Raw genomic sequence first — 13,294 nt, 5'->3', positions numbered from 1 at the left:
ACGTGGCCAACAAGAAGAAGAAGCTGCCCCTCGCCTACCAGCCCGTCGGCTTCGTACTGAGCTGGGCGGGCGGAGCGCTGGCCGGTATGGCCTTCCGCCAGGCGTGGAAGGCCATCCGGCACGAGGACGACGCGCCCGACGCGCTGGACGAGGACCGCGGCTGGGGCGAGATCCTGCTGGCCGCGGCGGTCCAGGGCGCCATCTTCGCGGTGGTGCGCAGCGCCGTGGACCGCACCGGGGCCAAGGCCATCGAACGCTCGACGGGTGTGTGGCCGACGTCCGAGAAGGGCGGCCGGGACTGACCCGCCGGGGCCGAACCGGTGCCTGACGCTCACACAGGTCCTCAGCCCTGTTTGGGGGCGGTGGGAGGCACCAGGCGCAGGGTGAAGGAGTGTCCGGCCGGGTCGGCGTAGCCGCGTTCCTCGTACGGCCCGGCCGCGTCCTTGGTGTCGATGGGCCGGCCGCCGAGCCCGACCACCCTGCGCTCGGCCTCGTCGAGGTCCTCCACCACGAAGTCCAGGTGGAGCTGGAGGGAGTTCTCGGGGCGCGGCCAGCTCGGCGGGGTCGCGTTCACGTCCCGGCGGAACGCCAGCCGGGCCCCGTCGGCCCCCCCTGATCTCCACCAGGTTGGCGGAGGCGGCCGTCTCCTCGCCCTCCAGCAACTCCTTGTAGAACGCGGCGAGTTTCTCGGGCTCGGCGCAGTCGAGCACCACAACGCCCGCTTTCACCAGTGTCATTGCTTCCTCCGTGGGGTTGAGAGGGACCCTCCCCTGCGGATATCCCCGCCCCGCGGATTCAGTCGGCCACCAGCCACTTCCCGTCGCGCATCAGGTCCCGCCCGTCCAGTTCGTCGGCCTCGCGCCAGGCCTGCACCCGCTGCGGCCGGATCCGGAAGTACAGGTAGCGGGTCTTGAGCCCGCGCGGGTCGAAACCGGTTCTGGCGGCGAAGAGTTCGGCCTCTGCCTCGGACAACTCGGCGGACTCCAGGGTCTCGACGGTCCCCTCGATCATGACGACGTCCCGGGTGGGCCCGATGCCCACCCGTGTCGTGCCGGTGGCCGCGAGATTGCGGCCGGTGGGGCTCGCGGCCGGGGTGGCGACGAGCAGGGCCGCCCCGTCCCAGAGGAAGGACAGCGGCACGAGGTACGGCGCTCCTCCGTCGGCGCCGGCGGTGGCGACCCACGCGTCCACGTCGTGCTCGAGCCTGTGGAGGGTGTCCTGCTTGCGCTGCTCGGCGCTGCGGGCGGGTTGTGGAGTCATGTGCCTTGTGCTCCTCGGGAGTTGTGGGAGTGTACGCGACTCATGAGGTGTGGGCAGTAACTCATATCACGGCCGGGTCACTGTGTAGATCATTTACGCTCTGGGCAGTCTCGTAACGCTTCTCGGCGCAACTTTCCGGCCAGGAAGCGGAGTTCAGTGCGCGGGCGGCCGATCGGGCCGCCCGTTCGCAGGGGCGGGGGGCTCTGCGTTCCGTATCCCGGAAGGACATCTATGCCTGAGGACGTCAGGTTCGGCCTGCCCTTCGACCCCCGTGAGCGAACACCTGGAATGTGCGCGGTCGCGCCATCTGCGGTGGATCCGGGACATGGGCCTGGGACGCGCTACCTCTGACGGGCCGCGAGTGCTTCCAGATCAACACAGCTGAGGCGGCGATGCCGCTCCACTTCCTCGGCCCTCAGCGCAGCAGTCGTGCCCGTCGCGGTCGTTCGCAGCAGGAGCCGGAGCCGGTCGCCTGAGTCCGGCTGCTCGGCGGGGCCGTAGCGGCAGGCACAGCGATCGATTCCGTTGCCAGGACCACAGCTTGAAGGAGACCGGTGTGAAATCTCGAGTCGTAGGTGCTGTTCCGAAGGCGTCCGCCGACAGTTTGCTCCCGGCGCAGCCGAGCGCCCAGCTCCAGCCCACGGAGGCGGGGAACGCCCTGGCCCGCCTCTTGGTGGAACGCATCAAGGGGAGCACGGAGCAGTACCGAAGCTGCCAGAACGCTGCTCAGCGGCGGCTGGACGCACTCATATCCCCCCACTCCAGCACCACGCTGCATGTGGAGGGAGCCCTCCAACTGGCGCAGCGCGCGTTCCTCCCGCCCGACGAGGAGGGCTACGCCAGGTTGAGGCGGCTCGACACCAGCCTGCGCACGATCGAGGCGGCCTTCCCCCAAGTCAGCACCGACATCGAAGTCTGCCGACTGACCTGCGTGATGCTGGAAGGGGCCTGGCGGAGCCGGGCGCTCGCCCCGCCGCGCGAGGAGGAGCAGACGGCCGCCTGCGCCTGCCCGCTGTGCCGTCTGCTGCCCACGCCCCCCGCACGCACGCTGGGTGACTACAGTTGGCGGCAGAGCGCCGGTCATCCCCTCACGGTGAAGACCTGGCCGTACCGCGAGGAACTCGACAGTGTCCTGACCGGTGGCTGGTCCGTGGTCCGGGTGATGAACGACCTCGAGCGAGACCTGGGCCTGCGCCACCGCTTCGAAGACGACATCCTCGTCTTCCACGAATACAAACGGGTGATCGACACCATCGACAGCGCGCGCGTCACCCAGCTCGTCGAAGGCCGCCTGGCCGAGAGTTTCAGCACCAACAGCGCACGGGCCCTGGTCTGCGGACTCTACGCAGCCCACAAGCGATCCGCCGACGAGTACTGGCTCCAGCAGCACCACGCCGGCAACGTCACGCTCCCCCAGACCAACCCGCTCAGCCAGAGCACCTACTCGGCCCTGCAGATGCTGGACTGCCTGTTCTGGCACGTCTCGCCCGACACCGAACTCTGGCAGGAGGAACACCTCGCCTCCCTGCTGCTGTGCCGCGTCGTCGACGACATGGCCGACGTACGAGTCGACGCCCTGACCGGCGAAATCAGCAATTTCTGGCTCGCCGACATACCCACCCACACCAAGGCCCTCTATGCCGCCTGCACCATCGCCCTCATCAAGTACGGCTGCACGCCCGAAGCGCACTCCTCGATGTGGAACACCTGGCTGATGCCCAGCACCATCGTCTGGATGGGGCTCACGGGCCGCCATGCCCTGTGGTTCGACGGCATCACCCAGGGCCTTCCCCCGGCCGAGGCGTGCCCGCTGTGTGACCTTCAGCCCGACGCGTGCACCGGCATCCTCACCCACGGCACCACCCTCGCCATCAGCCCGCGGCCCACCGCGCCGGCCCTGAGCACCCTGACCGCTGAGCTGTCCGCACGCTGCCGAGCCCAGTTCCCCCGGACCTGGCCCCTCTTCGACGCCGAGCTCCACGCCTTCGAAGCACTGCACGGTCCCTGGCGCGGCAATACCGACCGGACATGGGAGATCCTGCGCCGCACCTACATCGCCGCCGTGGAGGCATCCATGGCCGAGCCGTCCCCGGACCGCGCTCGCCAGATCCAGCAGGACGCCGGCGCAGTCGGATGTGAGTACTTCCACACCATGTACGACCCCCGAACCGGGAGGGAGGACACCGCACTGCTCGCCTACATGTTCGGCTGCGCCCACCCGCATTTCCTCTGGAACGCCACAGGATACCGTCCCACGGGCGTCACAGGCGACTGGCTCGACGGCTGACGCCTCGAGTCGCCGTCCGCCGAGCGAGACCGGGTGCGGATGCGTGTGGAGGCCGTCCAGCACTGGATCAACGGCAACCACGAATGGACGCTGGTCTCGGGCCGCTACGCGGCGGCGAAGGAAAGCCCGTCGGCCGCGGAACCGGCCGGACAAGGCTCGTGGACGACCTGCCGGCCGAGTAGGGCAGCGGCGCTGCCCGGTCGGGTTGCCGACCGGGCAGCAGCGTGCTCACACCGGGAACTCGACCGGCAGCCTGTCCAGCCGGGAATCCCAGGTGGAGGCGGTCGTGGTGAGCTCATCCGCCGGCACGGCCAGCCGCAGGCCCGGCAGCCGGTGCAGCAGGACGTCCACCGCAATCTCGATCATGGACTGCCCGATGCTCTGCCCGGGGCACTCGTGCGGGCCCGCGCCGAACGCCAGGTGCGCCTGGTTGCCCTGCACCGAGACACCCGGGTCGGGCCGGACCTCGGGGTCGAGGTTCCCCGGGGCGAGACCGAGAACGAGCAGGTCGCCCTCCTCGATGCGGTGCCCGCCCAGTTCGACATCGCTGGCGGCGAAGCGCCCCGGCAGGACGGCCAGCGGCGGAGAGTTCCACATGGCCTCCTCCACCACCGCCGAGATGTTCAGCTGACCGCTGATCAGCCCGGAGAGCCGGGAGGCGTCGGTCAGGACCAGCTCCAGCACCCGGGCCAGCAGGTTGGTCGTGACGTGTGCGGCGATCAGCACCACGCGCAGGTGGTGGACGACCTCGTCGTGGTCGAGAGCCGCGTGATGCCTCAGCAGGCCGGTGGCGAGGTCGGAGCCGGGTTCGGACCGCCTGCGCTCGGCGAGTTCACCCAAGATCTCCCTGATCATGCCATCGTGCACCACGGCGTCCTCGCCGCCCTTGAGCACCTGGGCGCAGGACTCGACCAGCCGGCGCCCCTCCGCCTCGGCGAGCCCCAGAATGCGGGTCATCACGAGCATCGGCACATAGTCGGCGTAGTCCGCCACCAGGTCGGCGCGGCCGTTGTCCGCGAACCCGTCGATCTGCTTGTTGGCGAAGTGCGTGGCGTGGCGCCGGATGCCGCGGCCGGCAGCATCCTGCAGCACATCGTTGACGGCGCCGCGCAGCCTGCGGTGCGCCTCGCCGTCCTGGGACACACAGTCGGGGCGCCAGCCGAGCATCGGAACCAGCGGAGAGTTCTCCGCGATCCGGCCCTCCCGCCAGTCCCGCCAGTTCCGTGCGTCCCGGGCGAACTGGCGGGGATTGTCGAGCACCCGTCGGCTGTCCCGGTAGCCCAGCACCAGCCAGGCGGGGATGTCGCCCTCCAGCAGCACCGGCGCGACGGGGCCGTGTTCCTTGCGCAGCCGCTCGTAGATGCCGAGCGGGTCGGTGGCCGCCTCGGGCCCGTACAACCGGGCCGGTTCGGCCGAACCGTGGGCGACCGGGCAGCCGCGGGGGGCGTCGGGACTGTCGAGGTTCCGGTCGTTCATCGGGGCTCCAGTGCGACCGCGGAGCGTTCCTGCAAATGACGTATCAGGGCGATCAGTACGTCCCGGCTGGCGGCCCGGTCACGGGCGTCGCACGCCACGACCGGGATGTCCGGGGAGATGTCCAGGGCATCCCGGATCTCCTCCACGGGGTGTTCCCTGGAGTCGGGGAACATGTTCAGCGCGATGACGAATGGGACGCTCTGCCGTTCCATCTCCTCGATCGCCCTGAAGCTGGAGGCCAGCCGGCGGGTGTCCACCAGGACCACCGCGCCGAGCGCCCCTTTGAACAGGCCGTTCCACAGGAACCAGAACCGTTCCTGGCCGGGGGTGCCGAACAGGTACAGCATCAGGCTGTCGTTGAGGCTGATCTTGCCGAAGTCGAGGCTGACCGTTGTCTCCGCCTTGTCGGCGACCCCGATGAGGTGGTCGTCGTCGACGCTGGCCTGGGTGAGGGTCTCCTCGGTGGTGAGCGGCTTGATGTCGCTGACGGAGCGGACCATGGTGGTCTTGCCGGTGCCGAACCCTCCGGCGATCATCACCTTGACCGAGCGGGTGCCCCCGGCGGCGGGCCGGCCGGGACGGTCAAAGCCTTTCAAGTCCACTGAGTACCTCCTGGAGGAGCGCGAGGTCGGGCCCGCGTCCGGCGTGATGCGCCGGGATGGGATCACGGGCTTCAATACGGCCTGCGTCCAGCAGATCCGCCAGCAGCACCGCGAGAATGTTGAAGGGCAGTCCGAGATGGGCGCCGAGTTCGGCGACCGACAGCGGATCACGGCAGCGCCGGAGTATCTCCTCGTGCTCGTGCTGCATGCCCGGCGAGGGGCCGGTGCGGGAGACGACGAGGGTCGCCACGTCGAGGCTCGACGCCGACCCGCCCGGTCCGCTGCGCCCCCCGGTGAGGACGTAGTAGCGCTCGAGACCGGACGGGTCCGTGGGCCGGCGGGGAGCACTCATCCAGAGTGCTCCTCCAGGCGCGGAGTGGTGCCGAGGAGCTCACCCATCCGGCGGGCCAGGTCCCTCATCTGGTGTCCGAGCAGGCCCTGGTCGAGGCCTTCGCGGGCGAGTACGCCGAGATACGTCTCGACACCCGCGCGTACGACGAACAGATGACCGCCGTCGACCTCGATCATCGCGAGCCGCAGCTGTCCCGCGTAGGTGGGGAACTGCTCGGCGACGGGCTGGGCCAGGGCCTGGAGGCCGGCCACCACGGCCGCGAAGCGGTCCACGTCGTCGGGGTCTTCGGCGCCAAAGGAGGTGATGGCCTTGCCGTCGCTGGAGGCCACCAGGGCGAAGCGGATCTCCGGGATGCTCTCCACCAGATCGCGGAGCGCCCAGCTCACGTCGGTTCCCTGTTGCGTCATGTGGACTAGTCGCTCTCTTCGTTGCGGTGCTCGGTGGACTCGCGTCCGGCGGGCTCGCGTGTGGTGTTCGGTGTGTCGGCCTCCGGGAGTTGCCGCGCGGATTCGGCTTCACCGGGTTCGCGGCCCGCCGTGGCGAAGGCTGCCAGGCCCGCGAAGGACGCGTCCGGAGGGACGGCGGTGACGGAGGACCGCTCGGGCCGCGAGGGGGGCTCGGCCCGGTGTCGTTCCTCCGGCTCGCGGCGCCTGCTGCGGCGCCGGGGCAGGCCGCCGGGCGTGGTGTCCACCGCGTCGGCGGGGTCGGCCGGAGCGGCCGAGGTGTCCGGCGCGGTCGCGAGGGCCGGGGCGGCGGTGGATGCCTGGACGGGCGCCGGCGCCGCGGTCGGGACGGGCGCGGCGAGGGGGCTGAAGTACTTGTGCGGGACCACGACGACCACCGAGGTGCCGAGCCAGGGCGAGTCGGCGAAGGTGACCCGGATGCCGTAGCGGCGGGCGAGGGTGCCGACCACGCGCAGGCCGAGGTTGGCGTCCTCCGAGATGCCGCCGAGGCCGGGACCGGCCGCGGTGCCCGCGAGGGACTGCTCGGCCTCGCGCTTCTTCTCCTCGCTCAGCCCCTTGCCGGAGTCCTGGATCTCGATGCCGACGCCGTTCGGCACCTCCTTGCCGGAGACGACGACCGGCTCGGTGGGCGGCGAGTAGCGGGCGGCGTTGTCCAGGAGGTGGGCGAAGACCAGCGTGAGGTGGTCCACCAGACCGCCGTCGACGCCGAGTTCGGGCAGATGGCGCACCTCGACCCGGTGGAAGTCCTTGATCCGGCCGATGCCGCCGCGGACCACGCTGAGCAGTCGCTGCGGCTCCTGCCACTGCCGTCCAGGCCGGTCCGAGCCGCCGAGCACGCCGATGCTGGCGGCGAGCGAGTCCGCCGGGCCGAGCTCCTGGTCGAGTTCCATCAGGCCCCGGGCCACGGCGGGCAGCCGCCCGTGCTCGCCCTGCATCTCGTGCAGCCGGCCACGGAGTTTGCTGGTCAGGATGTGGATACGGTTGCCGATGCTGATGACGGCCTGCTCGGCGGAGGTGGAGCGGTTGAACTCCTCCTCGACACCGATCAGCGAGGTCCGCAGGATCCGGCGCAGGTCGGCCTGGAGTTCGGCGTCTACCTTCGCGCACTGGTTCGCCGTGGGCAGCAGGTCGTCGACGGCGTCACCGGCCCGCAGCCGCATCAGCGCCTCGGGCAGCTGCTCCTCGGCGAGTCGGGCGATCGCGTCCCGCTGGTGGGCGAGTTCCTCCTGCCACGCCTCGGCCCGGTCGGCGAGCTGGGCCTCGTAGGACCTGGCCGCGTCGGCGATCCGCTGCTCGTACGCCCGTGCCTGCTCGGTCAGTTGGGTGTCGTAGGCGGTCTGCTGCTCGGCGAGGCGCGCGTCGTACCCGGCGGACTGCTCGGTCAGCTGTGCCTCCAGGGAGGCGCGCTCGGCGCTGAACTTCCGTTCCAGACCGGCGACATGCTGCTGCCACTGCAAGGAGTGCTCGGCCTGCGAGGTGCGGAAGTCGCCCTCAGCGCGGCGCAGTTGCCGCTGGGAGCGGATCAGCAGCCGTACGCACACGGAGCCGGCGACGGTCGCGGCGGCACCGGCGACGGCGGCGGTGACGCGCTCCGAGCTCATGAAGGTGGCGGCTACCGTTCCACCTCCTGAGGCCAGAGGCATCAGCCACCAGCTGTACCAGGCGACAGGGGCCCGCGCCGCCGGTGGCGGAGTGGCGAGTTCCATCTGCATCCTTCGAAAGGGAACACGGTTCGAACAGGGGGGTGTGCACATCAACTCGCAGTGCCGGATGGGAGCTTATCGGGTTTGAAGCCGAAAGGATCAACCTGACGGTCGCGCGGAAGTGAGGGTTCAGTCACTCTCCGACAGGAAGGAGCGAGGTGGATTCCTGGACAGGTGTCCAGCTATCGTGGACACCTGTCCAGCACTTGTCGCAGCAGAGATGAAGGAGCCCACTGGTCGTGGACATCGTGGCGAGAACACTGGTCGGCCTGGTGGCGGCCCTGCACGCGTACATCCTGGTGCTGGAGATGTTCCTGTGGCAGAAGAAACCGGGCCGGGCGCTGCACGGCTTCGACGCCGAGATGGCCCGGGCGACCGCGCCCATGGCCGCGAACCAGGGCCTTTACAACGGCTTCCTCGCGGCCGGTCTGGTGTGGGGGCTGGTCGCCGCCGACCCGACGGGCTCCGGCGCGCAGGTGTTCTTCCTGTGCTGCGTGGTCGTCGCCGGCGTGTTCGGGGCGGCCACGGCCAATCGGCGCATCCTGTTCGCCCAGGCACTGCCCGGCGCGCTCGCCCTGGCCGCCGTGCTGGCCGCCCGGTGACCCGGCCCGCGCCCGAGGACCCGCGGGCCGCCCGCACCCGGGCGCGGCTGCGCGCGGCCCTGCTGGCGGAGTGCGCCGAGCGGCCGCTGGCGGAGGTCGGCGTGGCGGCGCTGGTACGCAGGGCCGGGGTGGGCCGGGCCACGTTCTACGTGCACTACGACGGTCTGGAGGCGCTGGCCGTCGACGCCTGCGCGGACGTCGTACGGGAGGCGGTCGAGGCCTTGCACGCCTGGCGCGGCCGGCCCGACCCGGTGCACGCCCCGCCGGCCCTGCCGGCGTTCTTCGCGGGCCTCGCCCCGCACGCCTCCCTCTACCGCACGCTGCTCACCCCGGGCGGCGGCGGACCGCTCGGGCACGTCCTGCACCGGGACCTCAGGGCCCGCAGCCTGGCCGAGCGCGAACGGGCGGGCGCGGCCGACGCCCCGCTCGTCGCCTCGGCCGTGGCCGCGACCTTCGCCGGCGTCCTCGCCGACTGGCTGCACGGGCTGCTGGAGGCGAGCCCGGAGGAAGTCGCCGACCAGGTCTGGCAGTTGCTGGTGGCCCTGCACCGCAGCCGGTGACGGCTCACTGGCAGGCCAGCCCGTTCTTCGCGAGCGGCCAGGCCTCCACGCCGCGGGACGTGCGGACGTACGCCTTCGCCTTGTCGTCCGTGAGCCACAACTGCCGGTCGTGGTAGCGGTATCCGGTGTCATGGGCGTCGGCGGGCAGCCGGACATCCCCGTCGTAGGGGGCGGAGAGCAGGGCGCCGGCCTCGAACAGCCCGTCGGGGTCCCGGACGTACAGGGCGGCGCCCGGCCCCCGGCCGAGTGCCAGGAAGTGGGCGCTCTGCCAGTCGCAGTGTTCCGCGCCGGCGGAGCTGTGGACCTTCGTGACCGGTACCCGCTTGCCGGTCCGGTCCGTCCAGATCTCGAACTGCCAGGAATCCGTGACGGGCGCCGGGAGTTCGGCGGGGTCGCAGGAAGCGCTGGTGTCCGGGCCCCAGCCGGGCCGGTTCTTCCGGTCCTTGGCGACCACGACGGCCACCTTGGTCCGGCCGCCGACGTCGTAGGAGTACAGGACGCGGTCGGCCTCCTCGCGCTCGACGCGGTAGCCGGAGCGGGGGACTTCGGGAACGTAGATGTCGAAGTACGCCTTCAGGCCCTCCTCGGGCGTGCCCCCGCCGTCGCCCTTGCTCCAGCCGTCGCCCCTGGCACGGTCGAAGACCTTCCCGTCGCACTCGAGCGCGTCGACGGCGTTCAGCGGACCGCTGTAGGGCGTCGCCGGAGGCGTGCCCCCGACCACGACGTCCTCCCCACCATGACCGCACGCGACCGCCGTCGCGGCCGTCAGTACCGCCACCGCCACGAGCCCTCCGCGCATCGCCGCCCCCATTCCCTGGCTCCTTTTTCCGCTCCTGCGACGCCACGGCGTGCGGAAACGTTCAGCGGGCCGTCTGGAACGTCCGCCGGTACGCCTGCGGTGACACCCCGATCGCCGCGTGCAGATGCTGACGCAGGGAGGCGCCGGTGGCGAAGCCGACCTCGCCCGCGATCTGGTCCACGGACAGGTCGCTGGACTCCAGCAGGTGCCGGGCCCGGACCACGCGCTGCTGGATCAGCCAGCGGCCGGGGCTGAGGCCCACCTCGTCGCCGAAGCGGCGGGCGAAGGTGCGCAGGCTCATCCGGGCGTGGTCGGCCAGATCGGCGAGGGCGAGGGGTTCGCCGAGGCGTTCCAGGGCCCAGGCGCGGGTGGCGGCCGTGCTCGCCGCACCGGAGTCGGGGACCGGCTGCTCGATGTACTGGGCCTGGCCGCCGTCCCGGAAGGGCGGGACCACACAGCGCCGGGCGACGGTGTTGGCGAGTTCGCTGCCGTGGTCGGAGCGCACGAGGTGCAGGCAGATGTCGACGCCGGAGGCGGCGCCCGCCGAGGTGAGGAACCGGCCGTCCTCGACGAAGAGCACGTCCGGGTCGAGGGTGACGCGCGGGAAGAGTCGGCGGAAGCTGTCGGCGACCTGCCAGTGCGTGGTGGCCCGGCGCCCGTCGAGCAGCCCGGCGGCGGCGAGCACGAAGGCGCCGGTGCAGATGGAGACCACGCGTGCGCGCTCCGGGATCCGGGCGAGCGCGGCGGTGACCGCGTCGGGCAGTTCGTCCGGGATGTGCGTCGACGGGATGGCCGTGAGGATCACGGTGTCGGCGGTGTCCAGGATCTCGGGGCCGTGCTCGACGGTGACCGAGAAGTCCGCGTTGGTGCGGACCGGTCCGCCGTCGACCGTGCAGGTCAGCACCTCGTACCAGCCGTCGGCCGCGCCCAGGATCCGGCTGGGAATGCCCAGCTCGAAGGGGTAGACGCCGTCGAGGGCCAGGACCACGACCCGTTCCTTGCTCCGCTCACCACGCATGGCACGATCCTATCGGATGTTGGCCATCATGCCATTTCCCGGGCGGGCGGAGCCGGGCAGGCTGGTTCACCATGAGCGATGTGAACACGATGCGTGCGATCAGTCAGGACGTCCTCGGCGGGCCCGAGGTCCTCAAGGAAGTGGAGCTGGCGCGGCCCGCGCCGCGGCCGAACGAGGTGCTGGTGCGGGTGCGTGCCGCCGGGGTGAACCCGACCGACTGGAAGCACCGGGCCACCGGCGGTTTCCTGGGCCAGCCGCCCTTCGTGCTGGGCTGGGACGTCTCCGGCGTGGTCGAGGCGGTCGGCATCGGCGTAGCCGCCTTCGCGCCCGGCGACGAGGTCTTCGGCATGCTGCCCTATCCGTTCGGCCACGGCTCGCACGCCGAGTACGTCACCGGCCCGGCCCGCGCCTTCGCGCACAAGCCGGCCTCCGTGGACCACACCCAGGCGGGTGCCCTGCCGCTGGTCTCCCTCACCGCCTGGCAGGCACTGGTCGAGACGGCGGACGTGCGGCCCGGCCAGCGGGTGCTGATCCACGCGGCGGCCGGCGGCGTCGGCCATGTGGCCGTGCAGATCGCCAAGGCACGCGGTGCGTACGTGATCGGCACCGCGAGCGCGGGCAAGCACGAGTTCCTGCGCTCCATCGGCGTGGACGAGGCGATCGACTACCGGGAGACAGATTTCGCCGAGGCCGTGAAGGACGTCGATGTGGTGCTGGACACGATCGGCGGCGACTACTCGACGCGTTCGCTGCGCGTGCTGCGCCCCGGCGGGGTCGTGGTGTCGATCCTGCCGGTCGGCTCCGACGACTTCGGCCAGGAGGCCGAGCGGCTCGGCGTACGGGCGGTCCGGATGCTCGTCGACGCCTCGCGCAGCGGCATGAAGGCGATCGCGGAGCTGGTGGAGGAGGGGAAGCTGCGCGCCACGATCGCCGGGACCTTCCCGCTGGCCGCTGCCGCCGAGGCGCACGCGCTCGGCGACACCGGCCGGACCACGGGGAAACTGGTGCTGCTGGCCGGCTGACCGCCGGTCGTTCCGGTCGGAAGGACCGGCCGGGTCAGAAGGTGAGTACGGGCTTGATGACCTTGCCCGCCTTCATGTCCTGCACCGCCTGCTCGATGTCCGTGAACGGATAGGTGCTGATCAGGCGGTGCAGCGGGAGCCGTCCGTCCCGTACCAGCCGGACCAGGGCGGGGATGAAGGCCTGGGTCTCGCTGTCGCCGAGGGTCAGGCCTGCGACCCGCTTGCCGCCGAGCATTCCGTTGACGTCCAGGGCGACCTCGGTGCCGAACGGCGGGGCGCCGACGATGACCAGGGTGCCGCGGGCGGCGAGCGCGTCGACTCCCTGGCGCAGGACGCCGGCGTTGCCGGTGGTCTCGACGACGCCGTCGGCGCCCTGGCCGCCGGTGATGTCGGCGAGTGCCGCGGCGAGGTCCTCCTCCCCCGCGTCGACGGTGTGCGTGGCGCCGAGTTCGAGGGCCTGCTGGAGCCGCTCGGCGACCCGGTCGACGGCGATGATCGTGGTGGCCGGGGTGAGGGCGGCGGCCATCACGGCGGACAGGCCGACGGCTCCGGCGCCGAGGACGACGACGGTGTCCCCGGCGGCCGGCCGCAGTACGTTCCAGACGGCACCGACACCGGTCTGCACGCCGCAGCCCAGCGGGGCGAGGGACGCCAGCGGCAGGTCCTGGTCGACCTTCACCAGGCTGCGCTCGTCCACCAGGGCCCGTTCGGCGAACGAGGACTGGCCGAAGAAGTGGCCGCCGAGCGGCTCGCCGTCCCGGCTGATGGTGCCGCTGCCGTCGGCCCGGCGGCCCCCGATGAGGTTCAGCGGCAGCCAGGTCGCGCAGTACGCGGGGTGCCCGCCGTGACAGTTGCGGCACTCGCCGCAGGAGGTGAAGGACAGCAGGACGTGGTCACCGGGCGCGACACCGGTGACCGCGGAGCCGACGGCCTCGACGACGCCCGCCCCCTCGTGCCCGAGTACTCCGGGCAGGGGGAAGGGCAGTCCGCCGCTCGCCACGCCCAGATCCGTGTGGCACAGGCCGGCCGCCACCATGCGGACCACCGCCTCGTGCGGTCCCGGCTCGTCGAGCACGACCTCGGAGAGCGTGAAGGGCGCTCCCCCGGACTCGACCACGGCGGCGCGTGTGGTGATGGACATCGCGTGCA

General features: G+C 71.5%; 14 protein-coding genes and 1 pseudogene. 5 read left to right on the top strand and 10 right to left on the bottom strand.

The window, feature by feature from the left end; translation table 11 throughout:
* Window positions 1–2: 2 nt before the first annotated feature.
* Window positions 3–302 carry a DUF4235 domain-containing protein gene (locus ACWGJM_RS21935; protein WP_453413351.1) on the top strand — a complete coding sequence of 100 codons (300 nt, stop codon included), beginning with the start codon at window positions 3–5 and terminating at the stop codon, window positions 300–302.
* A 41-nt stretch (window positions 303–343) separates the two neighbouring features.
* On the opposite strand, the pseudogene ACWGJM_RS21930 reads toward ACWGJM_RS21935, so the two are convergent.
* Window positions 344–737, bottom strand: a pseudogene (locus ACWGJM_RS21930) (VOC family protein).
* 58 nt (window positions 738–795) lie between these two features.
* Window positions 796–1,260: a pyridoxamine 5'-phosphate oxidase family protein gene (locus tag ACWGJM_RS21925; protein ID WP_453413350.1), complete on the bottom strand. Its 465-nt coding sequence runs from the start codon at window positions 1,258–1,260 to the stop codon at window positions 796–798.
* 556 nt (window positions 1,261–1,816) lie between these two features.
* On the opposite strand from ACWGJM_RS21925, the gene ACWGJM_RS21920 reads away from it, so the two are divergent.
* Window positions 1,817–3,547, top strand: a complete 1,731-nt coding sequence (locus ACWGJM_RS21920; RefSeq protein ID WP_453413349.1) for a hypothetical protein — start codon at window positions 1,817–1,819, stop codon at window positions 3,545–3,547.
* 228 nt (window positions 3,548–3,775) lie between these two features.
* Here ACWGJM_RS21920 and ACWGJM_RS21915 read toward each other — a convergent pair whose 3' ends face one another.
* The 5 genes from ACWGJM_RS21915 to ACWGJM_RS21895 are packed head-to-tail and all read right to left on the bottom strand — an operon-like array spanning window position 3,776 to window position 8,147.
* Window positions 3,776–5,023: a cytochrome P450 gene (locus ACWGJM_RS21915; protein WP_453413348.1), complete on the bottom strand. Its 1,248-nt coding sequence runs from the start codon at window positions 5,021–5,023 to the stop codon at window positions 3,776–3,778.
* The gene (locus tag ACWGJM_RS21910) at window positions 5,020–5,625 is read right to left on the bottom strand and encodes a GTP-binding protein (protein WP_453413347.1); all 606 of its coding nucleotides are present in this window, start codon (window positions 5,623–5,625) and stop codon (window positions 5,020–5,022) included. The genes ACWGJM_RS21915 and ACWGJM_RS21910 overlap by 4 nt, the downstream gene beginning before the upstream one ends.
* Window positions 5,606–5,977, bottom strand: a complete 372-nt coding sequence (locus ACWGJM_RS21905) for a DUF742 domain-containing protein (RefSeq protein WP_453413346.1) — start codon at window positions 5,975–5,977, stop codon at window positions 5,606–5,608. The genes ACWGJM_RS21910 and ACWGJM_RS21905 overlap by 20 nt, the downstream gene beginning before the upstream one ends.
* Window positions 5,974–6,384, bottom strand: coding sequence for a roadblock/LC7 domain-containing protein (locus tag ACWGJM_RS21900; protein WP_307623753.1), 411 nt, complete (start codon window positions 6,382–6,384; stop codon window positions 5,974–5,976). The genes ACWGJM_RS21905 and ACWGJM_RS21900 overlap by 4 nt, the downstream gene beginning before the upstream one ends.
* 5 nt (window positions 6,385–6,389) lie before the next feature.
* A complete protein-coding gene (locus ACWGJM_RS21895; RefSeq protein ID WP_453413345.1) occupies window positions 6,390–8,147 on the bottom strand; it encodes an ATP-binding protein in 1,758 nt (585 codons plus the stop codon).
* A 236-nt stretch (window positions 8,148–8,383) separates the two neighbouring features.
* Here ACWGJM_RS21895 and ACWGJM_RS21890 point away from each other — a divergent pair, with 236 nt between their 5' ends.
* Entirely contained in the window at window positions 8,384–8,746 is a 363-nt protein-coding gene (locus tag ACWGJM_RS21890; RefSeq protein ID WP_453413344.1) for a DUF1304 domain-containing protein, read from the top strand.
* Complete coding sequence (locus ACWGJM_RS21885; protein WP_453413343.1) at window positions 8,743–9,306, top strand: TetR/AcrR family transcriptional regulator; 564 nt, start codon at window positions 8,743–8,745, stop codon at window positions 9,304–9,306. Before ACWGJM_RS21890 ends, ACWGJM_RS21885 begins: the two co-directional genes overlap by 4 nt.
* A gap of 4 nt (window positions 9,307–9,310) precedes the next feature.
* Here the strand turns inward: ACWGJM_RS21885 and ACWGJM_RS21880 are convergent, their stop codons facing one another.
* Together ACWGJM_RS21880 and ACWGJM_RS21875 are read right to left on the bottom strand one after the other, a co-directional pair.
* Window positions 9,311–10,105, bottom strand: coding sequence for a hypothetical protein (locus ACWGJM_RS21880; RefSeq protein ID WP_453413394.1), 795 nt, complete (start codon window positions 10,103–10,105; stop codon window positions 9,311–9,313).
* A 61-nt stretch (window positions 10,106–10,166) separates the two neighbouring features.
* Entirely contained in the window at window positions 10,167–11,123 is a 957-nt protein-coding gene (locus tag ACWGJM_RS21875; RefSeq protein WP_453413342.1) for a GlxA family transcriptional regulator, read from the bottom strand.
* 71 nt (window positions 11,124–11,194) lie between these two features.
* On the opposite strand from ACWGJM_RS21875, the gene ACWGJM_RS21870 reads away from it, so the two are divergent.
* On the top strand, window positions 11,195–12,145 hold the full coding sequence (locus ACWGJM_RS21870; protein WP_453413341.1) for an NADP-dependent oxidoreductase: 951 nt from the start codon (window positions 11,195–11,197) through the stop codon (window positions 12,143–12,145).
* Window positions 12,146–12,179: 34 nt separating this feature from the next.
* On the opposite strand, the gene ACWGJM_RS21865 is transcribed toward ACWGJM_RS21870, so the two are convergent.
* Window positions 12,180–13,286 carry an NAD(P)-dependent alcohol dehydrogenase gene (locus tag ACWGJM_RS21865; protein ID WP_453413340.1) on the bottom strand — a complete coding sequence of 369 codons (1,107 nt, stop codon included), beginning with the start codon at window positions 13,284–13,286 and terminating at the stop codon, window positions 12,180–12,182.
* Between the last annotated feature and the right edge of the window lie 8 nt (window positions 13,287–13,294).

It is taken from the genome of Streptomyces sp. NPDC054834, assembly GCF_053611185.1.
This window is presented reverse-complemented; position numbering and strand designations above follow the sequence as displayed.

Bases quoted from the DNA above. Each gene is read 5' to 3' on its own strand.
- ACWGJM_RS21925 (WP_453413350.1), bottom strand. From the start codon at position 1,260: ATGACTCCACAACCCGCCCGCAGCGCCGAGCAGCGCAAGCAGGACACC.
- ACWGJM_RS21915 (WP_453413348.1), bottom strand. From the start codon at position 5,023: ATGAACGACCGGAACCTCGACAGTCCCGACGCCCCCCGCGGCTGCCCG.
- ACWGJM_RS21905 (WP_453413346.1), bottom strand. From the start codon at position 5,977: ATGAGTGCTCCCCGCCGGCCCACGGACCCGTCCGGTCTCGAGCGCTAC.
- ACWGJM_RS21900 (WP_307623753.1), bottom strand. From the start codon at position 6,384: ATGACGCAACAGGGAACCGACGTGAGCTGGGCGCTCCGCGATCTGGTG.
- ACWGJM_RS21895 (WP_453413345.1), bottom strand. From the start codon at position 8,147: ATGGAACTCGCCACTCCGCCACCGGCGGCGCGGGCCCCTGTCGCCTGG.
- ACWGJM_RS21880 (WP_453413394.1), bottom strand. From the start codon at position 10,105: ATGCGCGGAGGGCTCGTGGCGGTGGCGGTACTGACGGCCGCGACGGCG.
- ACWGJM_RS21875 (WP_453413342.1), bottom strand. From the start codon at position 11,123: ATGCGTGGTGAGCGGAGCAAGGAACGGGTCGTGGTCCTGGCCCTCGAC.
- ACWGJM_RS21870 (WP_453413341.1), top strand. From the start codon at position 11,195: ATGAGCGATGTGAACACGATGCGTGCGATCAGTCAGGACGTCCTCGGC.
- ACWGJM_RS21865 (WP_453413340.1), bottom strand. From the start codon at position 13,286: ATGTCCATCACCACACGCGCCGCCGTGGTCGAGTCCGGGGGAGCGCCC.